The 23,983-nt window shown below is 70.2% G+C and carries 22 protein-coding genes and 2 pseudogenes; 12 read left to right on the forward strand and 12 right to left on the reverse strand.

Annotation, left to right across the window (positions count from 1 at the left end):
* The 4 genes from ACHFGS_RS00295 to ACHFGS_RS00310 all read right to left on the reverse strand — a co-directional run.
* Positions 1-1,189: serine hydrolase domain-containing protein (locus ACHFGS_RS00295; RefSeq protein ID WP_394289026.1), on the reverse strand; the 1,189-nt coding region annotated here is incomplete at its 3' end.
* A gap of 28 nt (positions 1,190-1,217) precedes the next feature.
* The gene (locus ACHFGS_RS00300) at positions 1,218-2,174 is read right to left on the reverse strand and encodes an aldose 1-epimerase family protein (protein WP_394279648.1); all 957 of its coding nucleotides are present in this window, start codon (positions 2,172-2,174) and stop codon (positions 1,218-1,220) included.
* Positions 2,171-3,205: a zinc-binding dehydrogenase gene (locus tag ACHFGS_RS00305; RefSeq protein WP_394279649.1), complete on the reverse strand. Its 1,035-nt coding sequence runs from the start codon at positions 3,203-3,205 to the stop codon at positions 2,171-2,173. The genes ACHFGS_RS00300 and ACHFGS_RS00305 overlap by 4 nt, the downstream gene beginning before the upstream one ends.
* 50 nt (positions 3,206-3,255) lie before the next feature.
* On the reverse strand, positions 3,256-3,384 hold the full coding sequence (locus tag ACHFGS_RS00310) for a hypothetical protein (RefSeq protein WP_394279650.1): 129 nt from the start codon (positions 3,382-3,384) through the stop codon (positions 3,256-3,258).
* A 135-nt stretch (positions 3,385-3,519) separates the two neighbouring features.
* Between ACHFGS_RS00310 and ACHFGS_RS00315 the strand changes: the two are divergent.
* Positions 3,520-3,762, forward strand: a pseudogene (locus ACHFGS_RS00315) (transposase); the annotation flags it as partial.
* Positions 3,753-3,929: pseudogene (locus ACHFGS_RS00320) on the forward strand (IS30 family transposase); the annotation flags it as partial. The pseudogenes ACHFGS_RS00315 and ACHFGS_RS00320, both read left to right, overlap by 10 nt.
* Positions 3,930-4,123: 194 nt before the next feature.
* Here ACHFGS_RS00320 and ACHFGS_RS00325 read toward each other — a convergent pair.
* From ACHFGS_RS00325 to mbhE, 7 genes are read right to left on the reverse strand one after another with little or no spacing between them, the layout of a single operon-like run.
* Positions 4,124-5,257 (reverse strand): calcium/sodium antiporter, encoded by a 1,134-nt coding sequence (locus tag ACHFGS_RS00325; protein WP_394278325.1) that lies wholly within the window; start codon positions 5,255-5,257, stop codon positions 4,124-4,126.
* Positions 5,254-5,694, reverse strand: a complete 441-nt coding sequence (gene mnhG / locus ACHFGS_RS00330) for a monovalent cation/H(+) antiporter subunit G (RefSeq protein ID WP_394278326.1) — start codon at positions 5,692-5,694, stop codon at positions 5,254-5,256. The genes ACHFGS_RS00325 and mnhG overlap by 4 nt, the downstream gene beginning before the upstream one ends.
* Positions 5,691-5,948, reverse strand: a complete 258-nt coding sequence (locus ACHFGS_RS00335) for a monovalent cation/H+ antiporter complex subunit F (protein WP_394278327.1) — start codon at positions 5,946-5,948, stop codon at positions 5,691-5,693. Before ACHFGS_RS00335 ends, mnhG begins: the two co-directional genes overlap by 4 nt.
* Before the next feature lie 4 nt (positions 5,949-5,952).
* The gene (locus ACHFGS_RS00340; RefSeq protein WP_394278328.1) at positions 5,953-6,318 is read right to left on the reverse strand and encodes a Na+/H+ antiporter subunit E; all 366 of its coding nucleotides are present in this window, start codon (positions 6,316-6,318) and stop codon (positions 5,953-5,955) included.
* Complete coding sequence (locus ACHFGS_RS00345; RefSeq protein ID WP_394278329.1) at positions 6,315-7,778, reverse strand: monovalent cation/H+ antiporter subunit D family protein; 1,464 nt, start codon at positions 7,776-7,778, stop codon at positions 6,315-6,317. Before ACHFGS_RS00345 ends, ACHFGS_RS00340 begins: the two co-directional genes overlap by 4 nt.
* Positions 7,775-8,233, reverse strand: a complete 459-nt coding sequence (locus tag ACHFGS_RS00350) for a sodium:proton antiporter (protein ID WP_394278330.1) — start codon at positions 8,231-8,233, stop codon at positions 7,775-7,777. The genes ACHFGS_RS00345 and ACHFGS_RS00350 overlap by 4 nt, the downstream gene beginning before the upstream one ends.
* Entirely contained in the window at positions 8,230-11,004 is a 2,775-nt protein-coding gene (mbhE, locus tag ACHFGS_RS00355) for a hydrogen gas-evolving membrane-bound hydrogenase subunit E (RefSeq protein WP_394278331.1), read from the reverse strand. The genes ACHFGS_RS00350 and mbhE overlap by 4 nt, the downstream gene beginning before the upstream one ends.
* Positions 11,005-11,316: 312 nt before the next feature.
* On the opposite strand from mbhE, the gene ACHFGS_RS00360 reads away from it, so the two are divergent.
* The 8 genes from ACHFGS_RS00360 to ACHFGS_RS00395 all read left to right on the forward strand — a co-directional run bounded on the left by ACHFGS_RS00360 (position 11,317) and on the right by ACHFGS_RS00395 (position 19,394).
* Entirely contained in the window at positions 11,317-11,448 is a 132-nt protein-coding gene (locus tag ACHFGS_RS00360; RefSeq protein ID WP_394289027.1) for a hypothetical protein, read from the forward strand.
* 360 nt (positions 11,449-11,808) lie between these two features.
* Complete coding sequence (locus ACHFGS_RS00365) at positions 11,809-12,933, forward strand: ABC transporter ATP-binding protein (protein ID WP_394278348.1); 1,125 nt, start codon at positions 11,809-11,811, stop codon at positions 12,931-12,933.
* 45 nt (positions 12,934-12,978) lie between these two features.
* The gene (locus ACHFGS_RS00370; protein WP_394278332.1) at positions 12,979-14,178 is read left to right on the forward strand and encodes a spermidine/putrescine ABC transporter substrate-binding protein; all 1,200 of its coding nucleotides are present in this window, start codon (positions 12,979-12,981) and stop codon (positions 14,176-14,178) included.
* Positions 14,171-15,055, forward strand: a complete 885-nt coding sequence (locus ACHFGS_RS00375; protein WP_394278333.1) for an ABC transporter permease — start codon at positions 14,171-14,173, stop codon at positions 15,053-15,055. The genes ACHFGS_RS00370 and ACHFGS_RS00375 overlap by 8 nt, the downstream gene beginning before the upstream one ends.
* Positions 15,052-15,963 carry an ABC transporter permease gene (locus ACHFGS_RS00380; protein ID WP_394278334.1) on the forward strand — a complete coding sequence of 304 codons (912 nt, stop codon included), beginning with the start codon at positions 15,052-15,054 and terminating at the stop codon, positions 15,961-15,963. The genes ACHFGS_RS00375 and ACHFGS_RS00380 overlap by 4 nt, the downstream gene beginning before the upstream one ends.
* A gap of 1 nt (position 15,964) precedes the next feature.
* On the forward strand, positions 15,965-17,617 hold the full coding sequence (locus ACHFGS_RS00385; RefSeq protein WP_394278335.1) for an amidohydrolase: 1,653 nt from the start codon (positions 15,965-15,967) through the stop codon (positions 17,615-17,617).
* Positions 17,614-19,053, forward strand: coding sequence for an NAD(P)/FAD-dependent oxidoreductase (locus tag ACHFGS_RS00390; protein ID WP_394278336.1), 1,440 nt, complete (start codon positions 17,614-17,616; stop codon positions 19,051-19,053). The genes ACHFGS_RS00385 and ACHFGS_RS00390 overlap by 4 nt, the downstream gene beginning before the upstream one ends.
* Positions 19,050-19,394 carry a cupin domain-containing protein gene (locus tag ACHFGS_RS00395; RefSeq protein ID WP_394278337.1) on the forward strand — a complete coding sequence of 115 codons (345 nt, stop codon included), beginning with the start codon at positions 19,050-19,052 and terminating at the stop codon, positions 19,392-19,394. Before ACHFGS_RS00390 ends, ACHFGS_RS00395 begins: the two co-directional genes overlap by 4 nt.
* Before the next feature lie 10 nt (positions 19,395-19,404).
* Here the strand turns inward: ACHFGS_RS00395 and ACHFGS_RS00400 are convergent, their stop codons facing one another.
* Positions 19,405-21,015: a PucR family transcriptional regulator gene (locus ACHFGS_RS00400; protein WP_394278338.1), complete on the reverse strand. Its 1,611-nt coding sequence runs from the start codon at positions 21,013-21,015 to the stop codon at positions 19,405-19,407.
* 113 nt (positions 21,016-21,128) lie between these two features.
* Between ACHFGS_RS00400 and ACHFGS_RS00405 the strand changes: the two genes are divergently transcribed.
* A complete protein-coding gene (locus ACHFGS_RS00405) occupies positions 21,129-22,550 on the forward strand; it encodes a gamma-aminobutyraldehyde dehydrogenase (RefSeq protein WP_394289028.1) in 1,422 nt (473 codons plus the stop codon).
* Positions 22,547-23,917 (forward strand): NAD(P)/FAD-dependent oxidoreductase, encoded by a 1,371-nt coding sequence (locus ACHFGS_RS00410; protein ID WP_394278340.1) that lies wholly within the window; start codon positions 22,547-22,549, stop codon positions 23,915-23,917. The genes ACHFGS_RS00405 and ACHFGS_RS00410 overlap by 4 nt, the downstream gene beginning before the upstream one ends.
* The last annotated feature ends 66 nt before the right edge of the window (positions 23,918-23,983 follow it).

A 23,983-nucleotide genomic window follows, 5' to 3' on the forward strand; every position in this document is an offset into this window, starting at 1 on the left:
AGCCGCGGCGCGCGGCGACGACCTCGGCCCGCTCGACGCCCGGCGCGGCGACGCCGCTGCTGAACGGCCCGACCTCCCCCGGTTCCTGAGCGAGGTGGACGGCTCCGGAGAAGTCCGCCCCGGTGTCTTCCGGCAACGGTAGCGCGAGCCCTGCGAGCCGCTCGCCGAGCGCGTCGTCGGCCGCTTCCGTGCCGGCACCGGACATCGCGGGCCGCAGGTGCGTGGTGATCTCCTCGAGCAGGCCCGCCATGTCGACGGTCTCCGCCGTGGTCACGATGACGGCATCCTCCTCGGGCCAGATGATGACGAACTGGCCGAACGCGCCGTCGCCGCGATAGCCGTGGCGGCTCCGCCAGTACTGGAAGCCGTAGCCCTGGCGCCAGTCGACCGGCTCGACCGCCCCGCCCGGGGCGCGGTCGGCGGTGTCGTTGGGCGTCTGCACGCGGGTCGCGGCGTCCACCCACTCCTCGTCGAGCAGCTGCCGGTCACCCCAGCGGCCCCGGTCGAGCATGAGCTGCCCGGTCTTCGCGAGGGATTCGGTGCGCACGTGGATGCCGGAGAATCCCATCTCGAATCCGTCGATGAGCATCCACTGGGCCTCGTCGATGCCGAGCGGCTCGAGGAGCCGTGGTCGGAGATACTCGAGCAGTCCCTGCTCGGAGGTGCGACCGACGAGGCGGCCGACGCCGTAGATCGTCGGCTGGTTGTAGGTGAAAACGCTGCCCGGCTCGTGTTCGGGCGGCACCGCGAAGAACGACGCCAGCAGGTCTCCGCCGCGACTGTCCGCCTCGGCGGTGGCCCGGTCGAGCGTCTCCTGCTCGTGGCCGCTCGACATCGACAGGGCATGACGCACGAGGTAGCGCCGGTACTTGTCGTCGATCCCCTCGGGCACGAGGTCGGGGAAGTGATCGACCATGCGGTCGTCGAGCGAGAACAGCCCCTCCGCCACGGCGAAGCCGGCAGCGGCCGACGTGAACGTCTTCGACAGTGAGTAGACGAGATTCGGCTGCTCCGCCGTGTACGGCGCCCACCAGCCCTCCGCGATCACGGAACCGTGCCGCAGCACCATGAGGCTGTGCAGCTCGATGCCGCGCTCGGCGGCGGCGTCGAGCAGGCGTTCGACGCCGGCGGCATCCACCCCCTGCGCGGACGGAGTGGACCGGGGCAGCGGAGCGGACGACGTCGTCATCGCCCCATCGTACGAAGTCGCGGGTCGGTCAGATCGCGCCGATGCGCCAAGATGCCGAGACTGTCACGCCCGACTCGAGCACGATCAAGCCCGCGTCGTAGTCGTAACGGTCGGCGTTGAACGCGTCGGGCGCACATGTCATCGGCTCGACCGCCATGCCGAGACGGTGGCTCGGGTTCGCCGGCCCGTCGGCCTTGTCGCCGGTGTAGACCTGCACCCACGGGCACTCCGGCCCCCACGCGACCTCTACGCCGACGCCGGACGGGTCGGTCACCCGCAGCACGGCGAGGCCCGCGGCATCCTTCTCGATGTCGGTGAAGGCGTGGTCGAGCTGCACGTCGCCAAGAGGTCGGGCAGCGCGACGGTCGAAGCGTCCGGGCTCGTGCGCGTCGACGGGGTGCAGTCGCACAGGGCTGAGCCGGTCGGGCGTCACCTCGAGGACGGATGCCGCGGGCAGCGCGAGCGTCCATTCGTCGAGCGGCGCGGGCCCGGCGATCAGGTACGGGTGGGGACCTGTGCCGAAGGGTGCCGGGCCCCCGCTCTCGTTCGTCGCGCGGACGGTCTGCGTGAGTCCGTCGGCGGCGAGCGCATACGTCGTCTCGACGCGCACCCGCCACGGGTACCCGGTCTGCGGCTGAATCACCGCGGCGAGGGTGACCTCCGACTCGGTGCGGGACACGAGGGCGAAGTCGAGCCAGGCAGCGAGCCCGTGCAGAGCCTGCGAGCGCTCCGGCTCGGTGAGCGGCGTGACGTACTCGGCGCCGTCGAACGTGTAGGTGCCGCCGACGACGCGGTTGGGCCACGGCGCCAGGGTGGCGCCCCGGTAGTCGGGGCGCACCTCATCGGCGTCGAACGGGACGATGAGGTCGCGGCCGTCGTGGCGGAGCACGCGCAGGGTCGCGCCGACGGAGGCGATGTGCGCCTCGTAGCCGTCGGCGCGCAGCGAATAGTCGACGCCCGAGACGGGCGAGGTGGTTTCGGTCACGGGCGGAGCATCACTTTCAGAGCGGCACGGTCGTCCATCAGGCGGTAGCCCTCGGCGGCCTCATCGAGGGGTAGTTCACGGTCGAAGACCGCCCCGGGATCGACCGTACCGTCCAGGACTCCCGGCAGCAGATCGTCGATGTACGCCCGCACGGGGGCGACGCCACCGGCGATCGTGACGTTGCGGGCGAACTGGGTGCGCCCGACCGGACCGGTGGAGTACTGCGGCACCCCGACGCGGGTCACCGTGCCGCCGTCACGGACCACGCCGAGCGCCTGCTCGTAGGCGGGAAGGTGCCCGACGGCGTCGACGACGACGTGTGCGCCGTCACCGCCGGTCAGATCACGGACCTCGGCGATGCCCTCCTCCCCGCGCGCGGGGACGACGTCGGTCGCACCGTAGCGTCGGCCGAGGTCGGTGCGCGCAGCGTGGCGGCCCATGAGGATGATCCGTTCCGCGCCGAGCTGGCGCGCGGAGAGCACCGCGAGCAGGCCCACGGCGCCGTCGCCGATGACGACGACGTCCTTGCCGGGGGCCACACCGCCGGTGACGGCGGCGTGGTAGCCGGTGCCGTACACGTCGCTCAGGGTGAGGAGGCCCGGCATCCGCTCATCGTCTTCGGCGACGTCGACGCGGTACAGCGTGCCGTCGGCGAAGGGGATGCGGCGGAACTGCGCCTGCGCTCCGCCCGCACCGGTCGGGACCGACAGCCCCGCGACACGGCAGGAGGTCTGCAGTCCCTCGCGGCAGAAGTCGCACGTGCCGCACGAGAAGACGAACGGCACGATCACGACGTCTCCGACCCGGACGGTGCGGACCTCGGCGCCGATCTCCTGGACGACGCCGATCATCTCGTGCCCCATCGAGCGGCCCGCCTCCTCGACGGGCATCGAGTGGTACGGGTGCAGGTCGCTGCCGCACACGCACGCGACGACCGTGCGGACGACCGCGTCGGTGGCCACCTCGATCCGCGGGTCGGGGGCGTCGATCACCCGGACGTCGCCGGGTCCGTACATGTACGCAGCTCGCATGCTCCGATTCAACTACGGATGCCGCGTGGCCCGTGAGCGGCGTGGCGTCGTCACGGGGTGTCGCCGGTCGCCACCGGGCGGTCGTGGTTCGACCACTGGCTCCATGATCCGGCGTACAGCGCGGGGTCGTACCCCGCCAGGCGCATCGCGAACGCGGCCTGCGCGGCCGGGTATCCCACCGGCGCGGAATGGGTTGACCAGTACCTTCGCCCCCTCTGAGTCGCCCCCGGGTCTCGTGGAGGGTCTGATTCCCCGAGAGGATGATGACCATGCCAGCATCGAGGAAGTATCCGCCGGAGCTTCGTGAGCGTGCGATGCGGCTTGTTGCCGAGGCCCGTAAGGAGGATCCGGAGCTGTCGTTGAACCAGGCGGTGGTCCGGGTCGGGCCGCGTGTCGGGGTCAACGCCGACACGCTGCGGGGCTGGTGCAAGGAGGCCGCGATCGACGCGGGCGAACGGCCGGGGACCACGACGAGCGAGGCCCAGCGCATCAAGGCGCTCGAGGCCGAAGTGCGCGAGTTGAAGCGGGCCAACGAGATCCTGTTGGCGGCGTCCTCCGCCAATACTTCCCGAAGTCCACCGACCTGTCCATTCACACCGCCCGTGACCTCGAACGCGTTGAGAACGAGCTGAACCGCCGACCCCGCATCACCCTCGGTGATCGAGCGCCAGCCGACCTCTTCGAGGCACTGCTACCCTCCGAGAATCCGCTCTCGTTGCGATGACTACTGGAATACAAGCCGGCGCTATGGCCTCGAGATCAACCGTCGCCGACACAACCGACGCCTCGCCGATCGCGGCCCTTCGTTCCGGTCGTGGTCACCTGGTTCAGCGGTGTCGATTTGCGGTTGCGTGGTGGTGTGCAGTCGCGGAGAACGACGCTGACCCCCTTTGACCCGAGACGCTCTAGACCGAGATGTCAGGTGCTCCTCGTTGATGGAGGATTGGTCTGAAGGTAGTTCCGTCGTGCGCGGATCACACCCATCTCGTAGGCCGTGACGGCGATGAGCGTGACGGCGAGAAGAGGCAGCGTGAAGTAGAGCATGACAAGAGTGAACCCGCTGAGCGCGTCGTGCTGCGTCGCCGCGAGCACGAGGTACACGGTGTAGGCGATGTAGAGGAGCACGAACACAGCGCCCTCCCATCGCTTGATCGCGAAGCCGGTGAAGGCGATCGGGACGAGCGCGACGGCCGCGGCGATCATGAGGGGGATGTCGAGGGCGATCGCGGCGTCGGCAACGGGGATACCCGCGGGGAAGAAGACGGCGGGCAGACCCAGCACGAATCCCAGGTTGAAGATGTTGCTGCCGACGATGTTGCCCAAGGCGATGTCGCGCTCGCCGCGGAGGGCGGCGATGATCGAGGTGGCGAGCTCGGGCAGCGACGTTCCGACGGCCACCACGGTCAGACCGATGATGAGGCTCGACACGCCCAGGCTGGCGGCGATGTTCGTGGCGCCGGTCACCAGCAGCCGCGCGCCGACGACGAGGAGACCGATGCCTAGGACGATCAGCAGCACCCCGTACAGCAGACCCTTCCGTCGGGGGCGGGGGGGTGCGGCGGAATCGTCACCGCCTGATCTTCCCGGTTGATCTGCGCTGTCGCCCCTGCTCATGGTGAAGCTGAGGACGACGTGAGCCGTGGCCGCGGCGAGGAGCAGCGCCCCGTCCCATTGGCTGATCTCACCATCGAGCGCGAGCAGCAGGAGCAGCACGCTGATTCCCACCATGACCGGCACGTCGAAGCGGACCAGTCGACGTTTCACGGCCAGCGGCAGGATGAGAGCCGACAGACCGAGGATGAGGAGCACGTTCACGATGTTGCTGCCGACGGCGTTGCCGACGGCGAGGTCGGGTTCGTTGTCGAGCACGGCGCCGATGGTGACGGAGAGCTCGGGAGCGCTCGTGGACGCTGACACGATGACGAGGCCGATGACGAGGGACGGCACACCCAGCCGGGCGGCGAGGCCCGACGCGCCGCGGACGAGCGCTTCACCGCCGGCGATCAGGATGACCAGGCCCAGGATGATAAAGCCGATGTCGAGGATGTTCATTGGGGCAGCCTTCTGGTCGGGTGGTTGCGGGTGTCGTCCGGGGAGTGGCGTTCGGTGTCGCTCGCGCGGGGTGGGGGGAGGGCCTCGTCGCGCAGGGCCTCGTCGCGTGCGAGGTCGTTGTAGTGGGCGCGGGTGTTCAGTGACACGCCGGCCCGGTACGCCGCGCGCCCGAGGGCGAACCCACCCACGGGTGAGGTGATCAGCTGGAGCGCGACGGCGAGGAGAAGCGGGATGGCGGTGCGCCACGACGGCTCGATCAGGAGTGCCCCGAGCAGCACGAGACAGACCCCGAGGGTGGCGGCTTTGGTGACCGCACTGAGTCTGGTGTACACATCGGGAAGCCGGAGCAGACCGAGGGCCGCTACGGCGAACAGGAGGATTCCCGCGGCGACCGCGGCGTATCCGAGTGCGCGGCCGGCGGCGAGCAGATCAATCATGGCCGGGACCGATCGACGATTCGCGCCAGCGCGACGGTGGCGAGGAATCCGGTGAGTGTTGCTATCAGCACGATGTCGACGAGGGCGGGGTTGTCGGTACTCAGCGACAGCAGCGCGATCGCGGCGATGAAGGCGAAGAAGACGAAGTCGGCTGCGGCCGCCCGGTCCGCGTCGGTGGGGCCGGAGATCATCCGCCAGACGGCGGGCGGAAGCGTCAGCAGCAGCGCGGCCAGCAGCAGGTTCTCGAGCGTCACGTGATCACTTCTTTCCCGTTCTCAGCCGCACGGCTGCCAGGTACCGAGATTCCAGTTTCTCCAGGTCGGCCATCAAGGCGTCACGGTCGGGAGCGTACATCGCGTGCACGTACGCTCGGGGTGGATCGCCGTCGCGGATCGCGAGGGTGAGGGTGCCCGGGGTGAGGTTGGCCAGGGCCGCGAACGTGGACACTTCCCCTCGCGTGGCGCACCGCAGGGGGAACGCGATGACGCCGATGGCCAGTCGACTGCGCGGGGTGAGCACGTCCACGGCGACCTCGATCGACGCGCTGACCACGAGCCCCGCGAACCACACCAGGAATACGAGCATCCGACCCAGACGGGCAAGGTGACTCCACAGTGCTCTCATCGTCCGGTCACCGCTTCGATGTAGGGGGACAGATCGAGGAGGTTACCCGCCGCCGTCTCCGACAGCGCCAGCATCGGCTCCGCGCAGACGCCGAAGACCACACTCAGCACCGACAGCGCCAGCACCGGGAGTATCAGGCGCGCGGGGACGCGCGGCAGAGGTGCCAGGGCGGGCGCGGGTTCGTCTCCCCAGAACGCGCCGTTCCAGATCTTCAGCATCGACAGCAGAGTGAGAAGGCTCACGGCCACGGCCGCACCCGCCGCGACCCATGCCGCGGCGTCCGCGGCGGCGACGACCAGGGCGAATTTCGCGACGAAGCCCGACAACGGCGGGATGCCGGCGAGCGAGAGCGCGGGAACGAGGAACGCCGCCGCCAGCAGGGGAGAACGGCGCGCGATGCCCCCCAGGCGTCGGAGGTCACCCGACCCGGTGACGCGCTCCACGGCCCCGACGGCGAGGAACAGCGCCGTCTTCGCGATCATGTACTGCACCAGGTAGAACACGCTCGCACCCAGCCCGGCGAGGGTGAAGAGTCCGAGGCCGATGAGCACGTAGCCGACCTGGCTGGACATGTGGAACGACAGGATCGCACGCATGCCGGACGATCCCAGCGCGCCCAGCACCCCGACGACCATCCCCACGACGCACACGGTCAGGATGATGGCCTGCAACCGTTCGTCGACTCCGAAGGCGACCGCGTAGACGCGGAACAAGCCGTACACGCCGATCTTGGTGAGCAGCCCCGAGAAGAGGGCGCTGATCGAAGGCGATGCGAACGGATAGGTGCGCGGCAGCCACCAGTGCACCGGCACCATGGCCGCCTTGCCCGCGAGAGCGATCAGGACCACGCCCATCGCGATTCCGGCGGGGGGCGACTCGGCGGCCACACCGGCGAGCTCGGCGAGGTTGACCGTTCCGGTCACCCCGTACACGAGGCCGATACCCAGCAGCAGCGTGGTCGAGATGAACAGGTTCACCGTCACGTAGACGCGTCCGGCTCGCACGGATCGTGCCGACCCGGACCGGGTGAGGAGTACGTAGGAGGGCACCAGGGCGACTTCGACCATCACGAACAGATGGAAGAGGTCGCCGGTCACGAATGCCCCGTAGACGCCGCCGGACAGCACGAGGACCAGGGGCGGGAAGAAGGTGTCGCGGTCTTCGCCGGAGGCCGCGGCGTACACGCAGCAGATGAGCACTAGGAACGCCGCCGCCGAGAGCAGAAGCGCGCTGAAGGCATCGATCACGTAGGGAATCGCGATTCCCTCCGGCCAGCCGGAGACCTGATGCGCAAGAACCGAACCGTCCGCGGTTTGCGTCAGCGCCCACACGGCGAAGCCCAGCACCGCCGCAGTGGTCAGCCACAGCACAGCGCGCCGGACCAGGGATGACGGCACCGCCAGGCAGAGCCCTGCTGCGCCGAGCGGCACGCCCAGGAGGAAGGGGAGAAGAACGGTCACGGTGCGCCTGCACCCCCCCGCCCGGTGTCTGCCACATCGGGGCCGCGGGGATCATCGTCTGCCGATTCACCGGCACCCTCGGTGGGATCGGCCCGCGAGACGGCATCCGCCGGGATGCCGACGGCATCGCGATCGCCATCGGTGGCGTCGTCGTCCGATCCGTCGTCTTTCGCCGGCGCTCCTGCGAGCGTGATGAGGTACACCGTGATCGCGAAGGCGATGACGATCGCGGTGAGAACGAACGCTTGGGGAAGCGGGTCGGCGATGCCTGAGGGATCGCCGACGGCCGAGATGAAGGGCGGCTGCCGGCGATCGGTGCCACCGGCGGCGAGAAGGACGAGGTTCGCGGCGTGGCCGAGGAGCACGAAACCGAGGATGACCCGGAGCAGGTCGCGCTGCAGGACGAGGTAGATGCCGCCTGCGACCAGGACCGCGACGGCGAATGCGGAAGTCATCGCGGCGCCCCCGCTTCCTGCGGTGTGCCGCTTCGCGCGCCCAGGCGGCCGATGGCGCTGACGACGAGCCCGATCACGCACAGGTAGATCCCGACGTCGAAGACCAGCGACGTGGTGAGGGTCTGACTGAATCCGCCGAGCTCGACCGAGGTGCGAAGCGGCCGGAGGAAGGAGCCGTCGATCACGCCGACCAGCCCCGTTCCGACGCAGACGAGCAGGCCCGACGCCAGCAGAGGCTGCGCAGGCAGACGGGCCCAGCGGCTCCGGGAAGGAGCGAGGCTCGCCAGGGCGACGCCCGCGCCGCCGACGAGAGCAGCGATGAAGCCGCCGCCGGGATCGTTGTGCCCCCGCCACAGCAGGAAGAGCGAGAGCGCGACGACGACCGGTCCGACGACGACCGTGACGGTCTGGAAGGGAGCGGCGTTCCCCAGCCGCTCCTCCCGGGTCGGCAGGGCGGTGACGCTCCCGACGCCGTCGGTCGCGTCACCGAGGGCAGATGGCGGGCGAGCGGCGCCCAGGGCGCCCAGGAGCGCCACGGCCGCGACGACGAGCACCGTCGCCTCTCCTAGGGTGTCGAGTCCTCTGAAGTCGACCAGGACGGTGTTGACGACGTTGGTGCCACCCGACAGCTCCGGGCCCTCGCGCAGCAAGAAGTCTCCGGCCGGCGAGATCTCCCGTCGGCCGGTGAGAGCGTACGTGGCGGCGAACGCCGCGACACCTGCGGGCACCGCCATCGCCGCGGCGCCGAGGCGGCGACGACCGGAGGGGCGCTCCATGACCGCCGACAGGCGCCGCACCACGAGCACCGCGACGACGACCGTCAGCACCTCGACGAGGAGCTGAGTCATCACCAGATCGACTCCACCCACGATGAGGAACCACGCCGCCACCGCCAGACCGACCACTCCGACCAGCGCCAGCGCGGCAAGTCGGGAACGAACCACGCACAGTCCGGCAACGGCGAGGGTGAGCGCGACGATCACTCCAACATCGACCGCTGCCGCAGTGCCGGGGATGACTGGCGGGACGGGTCGAGCGATGAGGACGAAGCCGAGGGCCGCGACCAGGAGTACGCCGATCGGATACGCGAGGTGGGCGGCAGGTGAGGCAGCCCGTGCCGGGGCCGCAGACCACTGCCCGAGGGCCAGCAGGCCGCTGTACGCGCGGTCGTAGAGGTCTCGTCCCCGCAGCGGCAGGTTCCATCGGTGGAGGAAGGCATCGACCTGGTCGCGTCGGAGGAACAGCGCGATGCCGCCGGCGATCGTGACGGCCGACAGGGCGACGGGTACCGAGAAACCGTGCCACAGGGCGAGGTCCGAATTCCCCTCCTGCCCGAGGGTGTCGATCACCGTGGCGTCGATCAGCGGATTCAGCGTGCTGACGCCCGCCCCGAGAACGAGTCCGGCCACGGCGGGCACGATCGCAGGGGCGAGGAAGCTCCACCGCGGTTCATACAGGTTCGGCTGCTCGAGCGGCCCCGCGAACGCCCCCCACATGAGGCGGAAACTGTACGCGAAGGTCAGCGTCGCAGCTGCGACAGCCGCGACGGACAGCAGCACATTGATCCCCGGCGCGGCGGAGTACTCCCAGAAGGCGTAGTACGCCTCCTCCTTCGAGACGAATCCCAGCAGTGGAGGCACTCCAGCCATCGACAACGCGGCCAGCGCGGTCAGGGTCGCGGTCACGGGCATGACGCGGTAGAGGCCGGAGAGCTTGCGGATGTCTCGGCTGCCGGCTTCCCGGTCGATGATCCCGACAAGCATGAACAGTGTCGCTTTGAACAGCGCGTGGACGAAGGTGTGCAGCGCGGCGTCGGCGAGACCGTCGACGTTGCCGAGGCCGATGAGCGCGATGATCCAGCCCAGCTGACTGACCGTCGAATACGCCAGCAACGACTTCAGGTCGTGTTGCTTGAGCGCGAGCACGGCACCGATCACCGCGCTCACCAGTCCCACGGTGAGGAGCGTCGCGGTCCACCACAGGGTCTCGGCGTACACCGGCGAGAACCTCATCAGCAGGTAGATCCCACCCTTGACCAGGGTTGCCGCGTGCAGGTACGCGCTGACGGGCGTGATCGCGACCATCGCGTCGGGGAGCCAGAAATGGAACGGCACCTGCGCAGACTTCGTGAACGCGGCGATCAGGACCAGCACCGCGATCCACGGCGCCGCGGAGGAGTCGCGGAGCACGTCCGCCCGATCGAGGACCGTGGCGAGAGAGGTCGTTCCGAGGGTCACGAAGACCAGGACGACCGCCATCAGCAGGGCCAGCCCGCCCGCCGCGGTGATCACCAGGGCACGCGTCGCCTGACGTCTGCCACGCCCCGTCCCGCCGATCAGGAGGAACGAGCACACGGTCGTCAACTCCCATGCCACGTACAACAGCACCAGGTCGGCGGCGAGCACGAGCATCAGCATCGCGGCCGCGAAGACGGTCAGGAGCACGAACAGCCGGCCGTGACTCTGATCGTCACCGAGGTAGCGGGCCGCGTACGCCATCACCAGCGCGCCCACGCCGAGGATGAGCACAGCGAACAGCAGACCAAGGCCGTCCATCCGCAGCTTCAGCGCCACGTCCAGCGACGGCAGCCACACGAGCTCCGCATCGACGCTCCCCGCCAGCGCATCGGGCGCGAAGACGAGGAGCAGACCCAGCACCAGAACGAAAGCACCCGACAGGGGATATCCCGCGTTACGGCCCATCGTCCGCGCCAGCGGAAAGGCGAGCACCGCCGCCAACGTCATCACGGAGAACGGCACCAGCAATGACACCCGCGAACTCCCTTCACCAGGTGCGTCCGCACCCGGGAAGGCGGTGACGTGAGCGCAACTGCATCGGATCATATCGGAACAACCGAGGCGCCGCGGACCTCGACGGACCCGATCACGTGAACGAAACGATCAAGAAACCCTTGGCGTTTCCTATGAAAGGGCGGTTCCGCTCTCGCAGCGCGGTTCCGGGCGCCCGGTTCAATCCCCGTCGCCTCGGTGGGGACCTCGAGAGCGCTCACCCCTTCCGGGCGCACTGGACAGCCGCCGCGTGCTCTGGTGGACTCGAAGGAGAAGAAAAGAGGACCTGAGCGGATGACGCCGGGCAACCTTCCCTCGGGACGCTACTTCACCCTTGCCTGGACGATCCCGGACCGCATCGGCGGGCTCACCACTGCGATGCTGCAGCGGACCCGAGCATTCGTGCGTGCCGGCGTGGGGAGGTGACCGTTCTCATCTTCGACGACAGAGTCGATTACCCCGTAGTCGCCCAGCGTCTCGCTGACCGGGCCATCCTCACGAGCGGCGAAGGACGATCGGTCATCGTCCGAGGATAGGGCCGGACCGTTCGGGGGCGCACATCTATACGGGGCATCGCACCGGCACACGAAGGGCGTGTTTCGGACCTGTGAACGTCCTCCGGACAAAGTGTCGGCCCACGCCGGTCACGGAAAGCAATCGTCCGGTTCCCCCGCGATGTCTTGCACGGCATCTGCCCAGACGTATTGAATGACCGACAAGCGCCACACCGGCGCAGGAGCGGAGCACCATCCCGTGACGAGCGCACCCGAAGCCCTCATCGACGCCATGGATGCCCGAGACGTCGCCGACGGCTCGGTCGTCCTCACCGACGTGGTCAAGCGTTATGGCGACCAGACTGCCGTCGACAAGCTCTCCCTGGTGATCGAACCGGGCGAGTTCCTGTCACTGCTCGGCCCGTCCGGCTGCGGCAAGACCACGACCCTCCGGATGATCGCCGGATTCGAGCACCCCGACGCGGGCGACATCCGCATCTCGGGAGTGAGCGTCCTGGGCACGCCGCCGAACAAGCGCGACGTCAACACCGTCTTCCAGGCGTACGCACTCTTCCCACACATGTCGGTCGCCCAGAACGTCGCGTACGGACTGTCGCAGCGTCGCGTCGCGAAGACCGAACTGCAGGAGCGGGTCACCGCCGCCCTCGACATGGTGCAGATGCGCCGGTTCTCCGACCGCAAGCCCACGCAGCTCTCCGGCGGTCAGCAGCAGCGCATCGCGCTCGCCCGCGCCCTCGTCAACCGTCCCTCCGTCCTGCTGCTCGATGAGCCCCTCGGCGCCCTCGACCGGCAGCTGCGCGAGGAGATGCAGCTCGAGCTGAAGCTGCTGCAGTCGCGGCTGGGCATCACGTTCGTGTTCGTCACGCACGACCAGGGCGAGGCGCTGTCGATGAGCGACCGCATCGCGATCATGCGCGCGGGCCGCATCGAACAGCTCGCCGACGCCGACACCGTCTACTCGCGGCCCGCCAGCGCGTACGTGGCCGCCTTCGTCGGGCAGCAGAACTTCTTCCGCGGCGACCTCGTCGAGCGCGGCACCGGCGTCTCCACGAGCCACCTTCAGGTGCGGTCCGCCTCGAGCGCTCTCTCCGGCGCCGCGGGCATCGCCGCGGTCCGCCCCGAGAACGTGGAGATCATGGCGGATGCCGCGGATCTACCCGACGCGAACGCGGTGCGCGGCGAGCTCATCGGCGTCTCGCACCAGGGCGAGGTGATGCAGTACCTCGTGCGCCTGGGCGACGACCAGAGCGTGATCGTGCGCCGCCCCACGCCGCAGGCCCCGCACCTCTCGCTCGGCGACACCGTCGTGTGCCGCTGGCGGCCACAGGACGTGCTGCTGTTCCCGGCCGACGACGCCGCGGCGGCCGCCGGCTACGTGGCGCCCCCGACCGACTGACCCATTTCCCCGTTCCGCCCGCTGTACCCGACCAGGAGGCTCCCGATGACCGACGCAACCGAACTCCGCGTCCTCGCCCACCGCGACGCCGTTCCGGTGATCGCCCGCGAACTCTCCCGTCGCCGGCTGCTCACCCTCGCCGCCCTCGGCGGTGCGACCGCGCTGCTGGCGGCTTGCGCACCCGGCGGCGGCAACGGCACCGGCGCCGGTGCGCAGCCGAGCGCGCAGGCGACCGGCGGCGAACTGGAATCGGCGCTGTCGGTGTACACGTGGGGCGACTACGACGCCCCCGAGGTCGTCTCGAGCTTCACCGGCACGCTCGGCCCGAAGGTGTCGCTCGACTCGTACAGCTCGAATGAGGAGCTCATCGCCAAGCTCGTCGCCGCCAAGGGCACGAGCGGGTACGACATCGTCGTGCCGACGGGTGTCTTCATCCCGCAGATGATCGAGAACGGGCTGCTCACGAAGCTCAACAAGGACCTCATCCCCAACCTCGTGAACATGGACCCGAGCTCGATCGGCCGCGCGTGGGACCCGAACAACGACTACTCCATCTGCAAGGCGTGGGGCACCACGGGCTTCGTCTACGACAAGACCGTCATCACCCGCGAGCTCCAGACGTGGGGCGACTTCTTCGACGCCGCACAGAACGAGGCCAGCGGCAAGACGAGCATGTCCGATGACCCCGCCGGCATCATCGGGTCGTACTTCTGGGCCAACGACATGGACTGGAACACCACGGATCCCGACGAGCTCGAGGCCTGCCGCGCCTTCCTCGTCGAGAAGATCGCGCCGCACATCTCGGCGTTCGACTCCTACCCCGGCACCAACGCCATCCCGCAGGGCACCCACGTACTCATGCAGGCGTGGAACGGCGACGCCCGTCTGGGCCTGCTCGAGACGAGCGAGCCCGAGCGCTGGCAGTGGGTCCTCCCCGGCCCCATCACCGAGCTCTGGATGGACAACTGGGCGATCGCCGCCGGCGCCCCGCACCCCGAGGCCGCCCACGCCTTCATCAACCACTCCCTCACTCCCGAGGCCCTCTCCCTGAACCTCGACTACATCGGCTACAACGTCGGCGGCAAGGACATGGAGAAGGCGGCGGCCGACGCCGGCATGGAGCTCAGCGACCTCATCTTCTTCTCCGAAGAGCAGCTCGCCTCCATGCGCGAACAGGAGCTCAACGACTCGCAGACCGTGCGCGTGGAGATCTGGAACGAGATGAAGGCCGCCGCGGGTGCGTAAGAAGTCCCTCGGAGGGCTGCTGGCCCTGCCCGCATGGGCATGGCTGGCGACCTTCTTCGTCGCGCCCGTGCTCCTGGTGGTGTGGTTCAGCTTCGGCTACAAGCCGGGCATCTTCGGCACGCACGCCAACGACATCCTGTCGTTCGACCGCTACGCTGAAGCGCTCTCGCCCACCTTCTTCGCCACCTTCCAGAACACCCTCTGGGTCGGGATCCTCGGCACGGCGCTCTGCTTCGCCGTCGGGGCGCCCGTCGCGTACTGGATGGCTTTCAAGGTCCGTCCCCAGCGGCGCGGCATCCTGATCGCCCTCATCCTCGTGCCGTTCTGGACGAACTTCCTCGTCCGGACGATCGGCTGGCAGGTGATCCTCTCCCCCGAGGGATGGGTGTCGACCGCACTGCAGTCCATCGGGCTGCTGAACGGCCCGCTCGACCTGCTCTATACGCGCGGCGCGGTGCTGCTGGGCGTCGTCTACAACTACCTGCCGCTGATGATCCTGCCGCTGTTCGTCGCGTTCGACCGCGTCGGCCCCCTTGTCCGCGAGGCCTCGAAGGACCTCGGCGCCGGCAAGGTCTCGACCTTCCTGCGGGTCACGCTGCCGCTGTCGCGCCCGGGCATCGTCGCGGGCGTCCTGCTCGTCTACATCCCGCTGATGGGCGACTACATCACCGCGACCGTCCTCGGCGGCGCGCAGGGCAACATGGTCGGCCAGCTCGTCGCGAGCCAGTTCCAGACCGCTCAGAACTGGGCGCTCGGCTCGGCGATGGCCGTCGTGCTCATGCTCGTGATCGCACTGAGCATCGGCGTCGCCGCCGTGCTCATGTGGCTCGTGACCCTGCCCTTCCGCGCCCGGAACCGTCTGGAGATCGCCGCATGAGCGTCACCACGAAGACCGAGACGATCCTCCGCCGCGTCGACGGCAGCACCGTGGGCAGCGACCGCCGCCGCTACCGCTCGTGGAGCGACATCGCCCTGAACGTGTGGGGCATCCTGGTGCTGCTGTTCCTGTTCGCGCCGATCATCGTCATCATCATCCACTCGTTCAACACGGGCCGACTGCTGGTGTCGTGGCAAGGATTCGGGTTCGACGCGTTCCTCACTATCCTCGAGAAGCCCGCCGTCCAGAACGCGGTGCGGGTGTCGCTCATCACCGCCGCCCTCTCCGCCGTCATCGCGACCGCGCTCGGCACGCTGGCCGGCATCGCGATGGCCCGCTACCCGGGCAAGTGGGTGTGGTGGTTCCTGGGGCTCCTCCTTTTCGTCTCGGTCACCCCCGAGATCGTCGACGCCGTCGCGCTCCTCCCCTGGTTCGTCATGCTGGGGCAGGATGCCGGGATGCTGATCTTCAACGACGGCATCGTCCGCCTCGCGGTCGGCGCCTCGCTGTTCTCGACCGCCGTCGTCGCCTATCTCGTCCGCGCCCGTCTCGTCGGCCAGGACGCGAACCTCGAAGAGGCCTCCGGAGACCTGTACGCGACGACCTTCGCGACGTTCCGTCGTGTGACCCTGCCGCTCGCGATGCCCGCCGTGCTCGCCGGATTCCTGCTGGCGTTCACGCTGGGCCTCGACAACACGATCATCGCCGCGTTCGTGCAGGTGTCGGGGTCCACGCCCTGGCCGGTGTACGTCCTCAGTGCGGTGCGATCGGGCCTGCGGCCCGAGATCGCGGCGGTCTCGACCGTCATGCTCGTCCTCACCCTCATCGCTCTCGCGGTCGTCGCGCTGGTGCTCAAGCGTGCCGGCGACTCGGCGACGGACATCGCCCGCACCATGACCGGAGGCTGACATGCCCGCAGCGGATCTCGTCTTCACCGGAGGCGGCGTCTTCACGGCCGACACGGTGCGCTCGCGCGCGAGCGCCGTCGCCGTCGCGGGAGGCCGCATCGTCGCCGTCGGCCACGACGTGAGCGACCTCGTCGGGCCGGACACCGAGGTCGTCGACCTCGCCGGGCGCCTGCTCGTCCCCGGATTCCAGGACGCCCACGTCCATCCCGTCTCGGGCGGCCTGGAACTGCTCCGCTGCGACCTCGGCGACGCCTCGACCGAGCCGAAGTACCTCGACACGGTCGCCCGGTACGCGGCATCCCACCCCGACGAGGAGTGGATCCTGGGCGGCGGCTGGTCGATGTCTGCCTTCCCCGGTGGCACCCCGACGGCCGCGAGCCTCGACCGGGTGCTCCCGGACCGCCCCGCCTTCCTCCCGAACAAGGACGGCCACGGCGCGTGGGTGAACTCCGAAGCACTCCGCCGCGCCGGCATCGATCGCGACACCCCCGACCCCGCCGACGGTCGCATCGAGCGGTACGCCGACGGCACCCCCACCGGCACCCTCCACGAGGGGGCCATGTCGCTCGTGATCCGCCTGCTCGATGACCCCAGCCCGGAGTTCCTGCGCGAAGCGCTCTACGCCGGACAGCGCTACCTGCACTCGTTCGGCATCACCGCCTGGCAGGACGCGATCGTCGGCGACTACAGCGACCTCGTCGACCAGGGTGAGACCTACCGACAGGCCGCGATCGACGGCTCGCTGACCGGAAAGGTGGTCGGTGCCCTGTGGTGGGACCGCACCCGCGGGCTCGAGCAGATCCCCTCCCTCGTCGAGCGCCGGAAGCGGTTCTCCCACGGCCGGTTCCAGGCGACGAGCGTGAAGATCATGCAAGACGGCGTCGCCGAGAATTTCACGGCCGCGATGCTCGAGCCGTACTGCGACGGCCACGGACACCTCACCGACAACTCCGGTATCTCCTTCGTCGACCCGGAGACCCTGAACGAGGCGGTTCCGCAGCTCGACTCCCTCGGCTTCCAGGTGCACTTCCACGCGATCGGCGACCGTGCCGTGCGGCAATGCCTCGACGCCGTCGAGCACGCCCTCGTGCGCAACGGCCGCAGCGACGGCCGCCACCACATCGCGCACCTGCAGGTCGTCCACCCCGAGGACATCGACCGGTTCCGGAGCCTCGGTGTCGCCGTCAACATGCAGTCACTGTGGGCGACGTACGAACCGCAGATGATCGATCTCACCCTGCCATTCCTCGGCGAGCCGCGCGCCGCGTGGCAGTACCCGTTCGGCGACCTGCTGCGAGCCGGCGCCGTGCTCGCCGCCGGCAGCGACTGGTCGGTCTCCTCACCCGATCCGCTCGCCGCGATCCACACCGCCGTCAACCGCACAGCCGCACCCGGCTATGAGGAGGGCGAGTACGACGCGTTCCTGCCGGAGCAGGCTCTCGACCTCGCTTCCTCCCTCACCGCGTACACCGCGGGCTCGGCCTGGGTGAACCACCTCGACGGCGACACCGGCACGATCGAGGTCGGCAAAGCCGCCGACGTCGCCCTGCTCGACCGCGACCCGTTCGCGGGGCCCTCCGACCTCATCGGCGCGACGCGGGTGCTGCAGACGTTCGTCGACGGCACCCGGGTGTACGCGGCGGACGACGCATGAGCAGGCATTCGACCGTCTTCGAGCGCCGCGCGCCCGCGGCATCCGTCGTCGACGAGAGCCTGACCGGCAGCCGGCACGCCGTCTTCTGGACCGAGGATGTCCCGGCCCACCTGCGCCCTGACCGGCCCGCGCTCACCGGCACCGTCACCGCCGACCTCGTCGTCGTAGGCGCCGGATACACGGGACTGTGGACAGCCCTGCTCGCCGTGACCCGTGATCCCGGATGCCGCGTGGTCGTCGTCGAGGCGAACCGTGTCGGCTGGGCGGCGTCGGGCCGCAACGGCGGGTTCTGCGAGGCGAGCCTCACGCATGGGCCCGAGAACGGCGCCGCGCGCTGGCCGGACGAGCTGCACACCCTCGAGCGGCTCGGCAGGGCGAACCTCGACGAGATCGGCGCCGCGGAGGAGGCGTACGGCCTGGACTTCCAGTTCGAGCGCACCGGCCAGCTGGCTCCCGCCACCGAGGAGCACCAGCTCGAGTGGCTTGCCGACTGGGCCGCGGAGAACGAGAGCGGCGTCGTGCTGCTCGATGCGGATGCCACGCGGCGGCAGGTCGACTCCCCCACCTATCTCGGCGCGGTCTGGGAGACCGAGACCACGGCGCTCGTCCACCCCGCCCTCATGGCCGCCGAACTCGCGCGGGCCTGCGAAGAGCGCGGCGTCGTCATCGCGGAGCGCTCACCGGCGCGGGATCTCGATACCCCGGCATCCGGCGGAGTCGTCGTCACGACCGACGCCGGCCGGGTCGTCGCCGACCGCGCCGCGCTCGCCACGAACGTCTTCCCATCCCTGCTGATCCGCAACCGCCTCATGACGGTGCCGGTGTACGACTACGTGCTCATGACCGAGCCGCTCACCGACGCGCAGTGGGCGTCGATCGGGTGGGCGAACCGCCAGGGCATCGGCGACATGGCGAATCAGTTCCACTACTACCGGCCCACGCGCGACGGTCGGATCCTCTTCGGCGGCTACGACGCGGTCTACCACTACGGACGCCGCGTCGATCCGCGCTACGAGGATCGGCCGTCGTCGTGGCGGCGGCTGGCGAGTCACTTCTTCACGACCTTCCCGCAGCTGGAGGGCCTGCGCTTCTCGCACCGGTGGGCGGGTGCGATCGACACGTCGACCCAGTTCACGGCGTTCTTCGGCACCGCCCGTCGCGGCCGGGTCGCCTACGCCGCCGGGTTCACGGGACTCGGTGTCGGGTCGACGCGATTCGCCGCCGACGTCATGCTCGACCTCCTCGCCGGCGAGCAGACCGAGCGCACCGAGCTCAAGATGGTCCGGAAGCGCCCGCTCCCCTTCCCTCCCGAGCCCCTGGCCAGCATCGGCATCCAGGCGACGAGGTGGTCGCTCGACCGCGCCGATCACCGTCGCGGCAAGCGCAACGTGCTGCTGAAGACCCTCGACGCCGTCGGGTTGGGGTTCGACTCGTGAGCGTGCTGGAGCCGAACTCCGCAGCGGATGCCGCAGCGGTCGCGCTGCCGCTCGAGCCGATCCCGGCGGATCAGGTCGTGGACGGCGCGCCCGAAGCCGGCTTCGCCGAGCTCGCCGACGGCCTCGGGGTCTGGGAGCACACCCCGGGAACGTCCACCGACGTGGAAAACGACGAGATCTTCGTCGTGCTGAGCGGTCGCGCGACCGTCAGCTTTCCGGGCTCCGACCGGGCGCCGATGGTCCTCGGGCCGGGTTCGGTCGGGTGGCTCGCCATGGGAACGGCAACGGTCTGGCGCGTCGAGGAGACGCTGCGCAAGGTCTACGTGAGCGGAGGCGCCTGAACCGATGCGCTCACCCGACCGTCGCGCGACGCACGAGCAGCGCGAGGTGCAGCGCCGTCTGCACCTCGCCGTCGTCGAGGTCGGCCCCGAGCAGCTCCTGGATGAGCGCGATGCGCTGGTAGAACACCGAGCGCGACAGGTGCGAGGCGGCTGCCGCGGCGGTGCGGTTCACGGGGTGGGCGAGCATCGCCTCGAGCACCATCAGCAGGTCGCCCGAGCGGGTGAGGTCGTATTCGATGAGCGGCGCGAGCATCCGCTCGCCGTGCTCGATGACCCGATGATCATCGCGGAGCGCCGTGATGAGGCGGGCGAGCGGCCGGTTCTCGACGCGACGCAGGTGCGGGCCGCCGAAGGTCTGGGCAGGTCCGGTGCGGGAGAGGTCGATCGCCTCCTGCAGCGAGGCGACACCCGCCTCCAAACCGGTGCCCGCCGAGCCCACCGACAGGGTCAGACGGTCGCTGTCGACCCCCAGCGCCATCGCGAACGCGCGGGCCGCGGCGTCGTCGAACCGGGCCTTGGCGGGCAGCGAGACGAGCATGGCCGAGCCTGCTCCCTCCAGCGGCGAGGATCCGGCCAGGGCGCGCCCGCCGAGTGCGCGGGCAGCGTCGTCGGCGGCGGCTGGCGTCGGAGTCGCCCCCGCGGCCACCACGCCGAGAAGCTGCGCGCCCTCGATCGGCAGTCCCGACGCCTCGACCCGCGCCGTCGCGGCGGCGTGGCCGGCGAAACGACCGCGGACGAGCTGGTCGAGCAGCTGGCGGCGTCCGATGCGCACCCACTCGTCGCCGGAGCCCTCGGTCAGTCGGCCGAGCGAGAGCGCCAGCGCTCCCTGTTCCACGATGTTCGCGCGCCCGGCAGGGTGGTCGGGTCCGGGGAGCGCGACGAGGTGGCCCCACCGGATGCCGCGGGCCTCGACCGGCACGATGAGCCAGTCGGGCTCGCCCGCGTCGCGGTGGGCGAGCCGGGACCGCACCTCCCAGCGGGTGAGGATCTCCTCCGCCTGCGCGGGCGGCACCTCGGCGACGACGACGTCGTGCGCGAGGTTCTCCAGCACGACGGGTGCTCCGAGGGTCTGCGCGACCTGCGCGACGATGTGGTCGGCCGCCGCGCCCCGCAGCGCGAGCCCCGTGAAGCGCGTGCGGACGTCTTCGCGCATCCGCAGAGCCGTGGACTGGTCGTCGATGATGCGCCGGTGCACGGCTTCGGTGATCGTCACGAACTTGACTTCGCGGTGCAGTGCGACGAGGGCCAGTCCGTGGTCGTCGGCAGCGGCGATCACCTCGGCGGGAGCGGCGTCGAAGCGGGTGCCGAGCTCGAGCACGAGGCACGAGGCACCGGCATCCACGAGTCCTTCGACGAACTCCCGCAGCGCAGCCGCGTCATCGGGCCACGCCGAGCCCGTCGACAGGAGCAGTTCGCCGCCGTCGAGCAGGCGCGCGACGCCGATGCTGTCGGACGCGTGCACCCAGCGCACCGGCGCATCGAGGGCCGCACCTCCCACGAGCACGTCGGGGCGACCGGCGAGGACGGCATCGAGCGCCAGCACCTCGCGGACACTCGGCAGGCTCGCTGCGGCATCCGGACGATCCGTCCGGGTCGGGAGCGCACGCGAAGAAGAGGACATCGATACTCGCCGTTCGGGGTCAGAGAGCAGGTGTGCGGTCAGCCTATCCGCACCGGTCGATCTGTCCGGACGGCTCGGAGAGGGCGTCGCGCCCTCAGCAGGGAAGGAACACCATGACGCTGCAGAACCTCATCGGCGGCGAGCGCCGCACCCCGTCGGGCCCGGAGTTCGAGCTCATCAGCCCCGTCACCGGGGAGGTGTACGGCACCGCGGGCATCTCGACCGAGGAGGACGTGGATGCCGCGTTCGCCGCGGCCGCGGCCGCCTTCCCGGCCTGGCGGCGCACGACTCCCGCGCAGCGGCAGCTCGCCCTGTTCCGCCTCGCCGACGCCCTCGAAGCGCACGCCGAGGAGTTCGCCGACCTGGAGTCGGAGGACACCGGCAAGCCGCGCGCGACCCTCGTCGCCGACGAGATCGAGCAGTCGATCGACCAGCTGCGCTTCTTCGCGGGTGCCGCGCGCGACTTGGACGGGCGAGCCGCGGCGGAGTACGCCGAGGGCTTCACGTCGTTCGTGCGCCGGGAGCCGATCGGCGTGGTCGCGCAGGTGACACCGTGGAACTACCCGCTGAACATGGCGATCTGGAAGATCGCCCCGGCGATCGCCGCCGGCAACACCGTCGTGCTCAAGCCGAGCGAGACGACGCCGCAGACCACGGTGCGGCTTGCCGAGATCGCCGCCGACGTGCTGCCGGCGGGGGTCCTCAACGTCGTGCTGGGCGACCGGACGACCGGCGCGGCGCTCGTCGCGCACCCCACCCCGCAGCTGGTCGCCATCACGGGGTCGGTGCGCGCCGGGATGCAGGTCGCCGAGAGCGCCGCGCGGAGCCTGAAGCGCGTGCACTTGGAACTCGGCGGCAAGGCGCCCGCGCTCGTGTTCGCCGACGCCGACCTCGATGTCGCCGTCCCCGGCATCGTCGAGGCCGCGTTCTTCAACGCGGGCCAGGACTGCACGGCCGCCACCCGCGTGCTCGTGCACGCCTCGCGCCACGACGAACTCATCGAGCGACTCGTCGCCCACACCCGCAGTTCCGCCCGCACCGGCGCGCCCGATGACCCCGACGCGTTCTTCGGGCCGCTCAACAACGCCGACCAGCTCGCCCGGGTGAGCGGTTTCATCGAGCGCCTGCCCGCGCACGCGACGGTCGCCACCGGCGGGACGCGTAAGGGCGACACCGGCTTCTTCTTCGAGCCGACGATCGTCACCGGCGTCCGCCAGGACGACGAGATCGTGCAGCAGGAGGTGTTCGGACCCGTACTGACGGTGCAGCCGTTCGACACCGACGAGGAGGCCCTCGAGCTCGCCAACGGCGTGCCCTATGCGCTGGCGGCATCGGTGTGGACCCGCGACCACGGCCGCGCCATGCGCTTCAGCCGAGACCTCGACTTCGGGTGCGTGTGGATCAACGCGCACATCCCGTTCGTCTCCGACATGCCCCACGGCGGCTTCAAGCACTCCGGCTACGGCAAGGACCTCTCCGTCTACGGCTTCGAGGACTACACCCGGATCAAGCACGTCATGGCGAGTCTCGCGTGACCCGCAACGGCGACGTCTCGTTCTGGTGGGCGCAGCTGGGCCGGCCCGCACCGCGCGCCGCCCTGTCGGGCGATGTCGACGCCGATGTGTGCATCGTCGGTGCCGGGTACACGGGGCTCTGGACGGCGTACTACCTCACGCGCCTGCAGCCGGACCTGCGCATCGTGGTGCTGGAGCAGCGCTTCGCGGGCTTCGGCGCGTCGGGCCGCAACGGCGGGTGGCTCGTCAACTCCGTCACCGGTGGCCGCGGGCAGTACGTCAGAACCCACGGGCGTGAGGCGGCGATCCGCCAGCAGGTGGCGATGAACGAGACGATCGACGAGGTCATCGCGGTCGCGGCCGCCGAGGGCATCGACGCCGATGTCCGCAAGGGCGGCGAGCTCGTCGTCGCGCGGAACGCGGCGCAGTGGGCGCGCACGCGAGCCGAGGCCCGGTCGGAGCAGTCGTGGCCGCACACCGACGTCGAGCTGTGGGATGCCGCGGCCCTGGGCGAGCGGCTGCGCATCGCCGGCGCTCTCGGTGCGACCTGGCAGCCGCACGGCGCCGCCATCCATCCGGCGAAGCTCGCGGTCGGGCTCGCCGAGACCGTCGAGCGCCGGGGCGTCACGATCTTCGAGGACACGCGTGTCACGGCGATCGAGCAGGGCCGCGCGCTCACGCCGCGGGGCACGGTCCGCACTGAGGTCGTGATCCGGGCGACCGAGGGCTTCACCGCCGATCTCGCCGGCGAGCACCGCACCCTACTGCCGATGAACTCGTCGATGATCGTCACCGATCCGCTGCCGGCGTCGTTCTGGCAGGAGGTGGGGTGGGCGGATGCCGCGACCCTCGGTGACGCCGCACACGTCTACATGTACGCGCAGCGGACCGCCGACGACCGGATCGCGTTCGGCGGCCGGGGTGTGCCCTACCGGTACGGCTCGCGCGTCGACACCGATGGCCGCACGCAGGAACGCACGATCCGCTCGCTGACGGCGCTGCTGCGGGACTTCTTCCCCGCGGCATCCGACGTTCCGATCGCGCACGCGTGGGCCGGGGTGCTCGGCGTGCCGCGAGACTGGTCGCCGTCGGTGGTCTTCGACCCGGCGACGGGGCTCGGTTCGGCCGGCGGCTACGTCGGCACGGGCGTCGCGACGGCGAACCTGGCCGGCCGCACCCTCGCCGACCTCGTGCTGCGCCGGGACAGCGACCTCGTCACCCTTCCCTGGGTCGGGCATCGCGCCCGCCGCTGGGAGATCGAGCCCCTCCGCTGGATCGCGACCCACGGGCTGTACGGCGCGTACGGCGTCGCCGACCGCATCGAGGCGCGCGGCGGCGAGCGCACCTCCTGGATCGCGCACGCCGCGAACGTCGTCGCCGGGCGCTGAGGGCTCCGGGACAGATGGGGAGCACTCCCCATTCCCTGACGGCGCGGCTGTGCCTACAGTCGGGGA

This window comes from Microbacterium sp. (assembly GCF_043427715.1).
GTDB lineage: Bacteria > Actinomycetota > Actinomycetes > Actinomycetales > Microbacteriaceae > Microbacterium.

Excerpts from the sequence above, each read along its gene's own strand:
- ACHFGS_RS00325 (WP_394278325.1), bottom strand. The coding sequence starts at position 5,257 with ATGAACATCCTCGACATCGGCTTTATCATCCTGGGCCTGGTCATCCTG.
- ACHFGS_RS00405 (WP_394289028.1), top strand. The coding sequence starts at position 21,129 with ATGACGCTGCAGAACCTCATCGGCGGCGAGCGCCGCACCCCGTCGGGC.
- ACHFGS_RS00305 (WP_394279649.1), bottom strand. The coding sequence starts at position 3,205 with ATGCGAGCTGCGTACATGTACGGACCCGGCGACGTCCGGGTGATCGAC.
- mnhG (WP_394278326.1), bottom strand. The coding sequence starts at position 5,694 with ATGATTGATCTGCTCGCCGCCGGCCGCGCACTCGGATACGCCGCGGTC.
- ACHFGS_RS00350 (WP_394278330.1), bottom strand. The coding sequence starts at position 8,233 with ATGACTTCCGCATTCGCCGTCGCGGTCCTGGTCGCAGGCGGCATCTAC.
- ACHFGS_RS00390 (WP_394278336.1), top strand. The coding sequence starts at position 17,614 with ATGAGCAGGCATTCGACCGTCTTCGAGCGCCGCGCGCCCGCGGCATCC.
- ACHFGS_RS00360 (WP_394289027.1), top strand. The coding sequence starts at position 11,317 with ATGACGCCGGGCAACCTTCCCTCGGGACGCTACTTCACCCTTGCCTGG.
- ACHFGS_RS00400 (WP_394278338.1), bottom strand. The coding sequence starts at position 21,015 with ATGTCCTCTTCTTCGCGTGCGCTCCCGACCCGGACGGATCGTCCGGAT.
- ACHFGS_RS00370 (WP_394278332.1), top strand. The coding sequence starts at position 12,979 with ATGACCGACGCAACCGAACTCCGCGTCCTCGCCCACCGCGACGCCGTT.
- ACHFGS_RS00385 (WP_394278335.1), top strand. The coding sequence starts at position 15,965 with ATGCCCGCAGCGGATCTCGTCTTCACCGGAGGCGGCGTCTTCACGGCC.
- ACHFGS_RS00380 (WP_394278334.1), top strand. The coding sequence starts at position 15,052 with ATGAGCGTCACCACGAAGACCGAGACGATCCTCCGCCGCGTCGACGGC.
- ACHFGS_RS00365 (WP_394278348.1), top strand. The coding sequence starts at position 11,809 with ATGGATGCCCGAGACGTCGCCGACGGCTCGGTCGTCCTCACCGACGTG.
- ACHFGS_RS00340 (WP_394278328.1), bottom strand. The coding sequence starts at position 6,318 with ATGAGAGCACTGTGGAGTCACCTTGCCCGTCTGGGTCGGATGCTCGTA.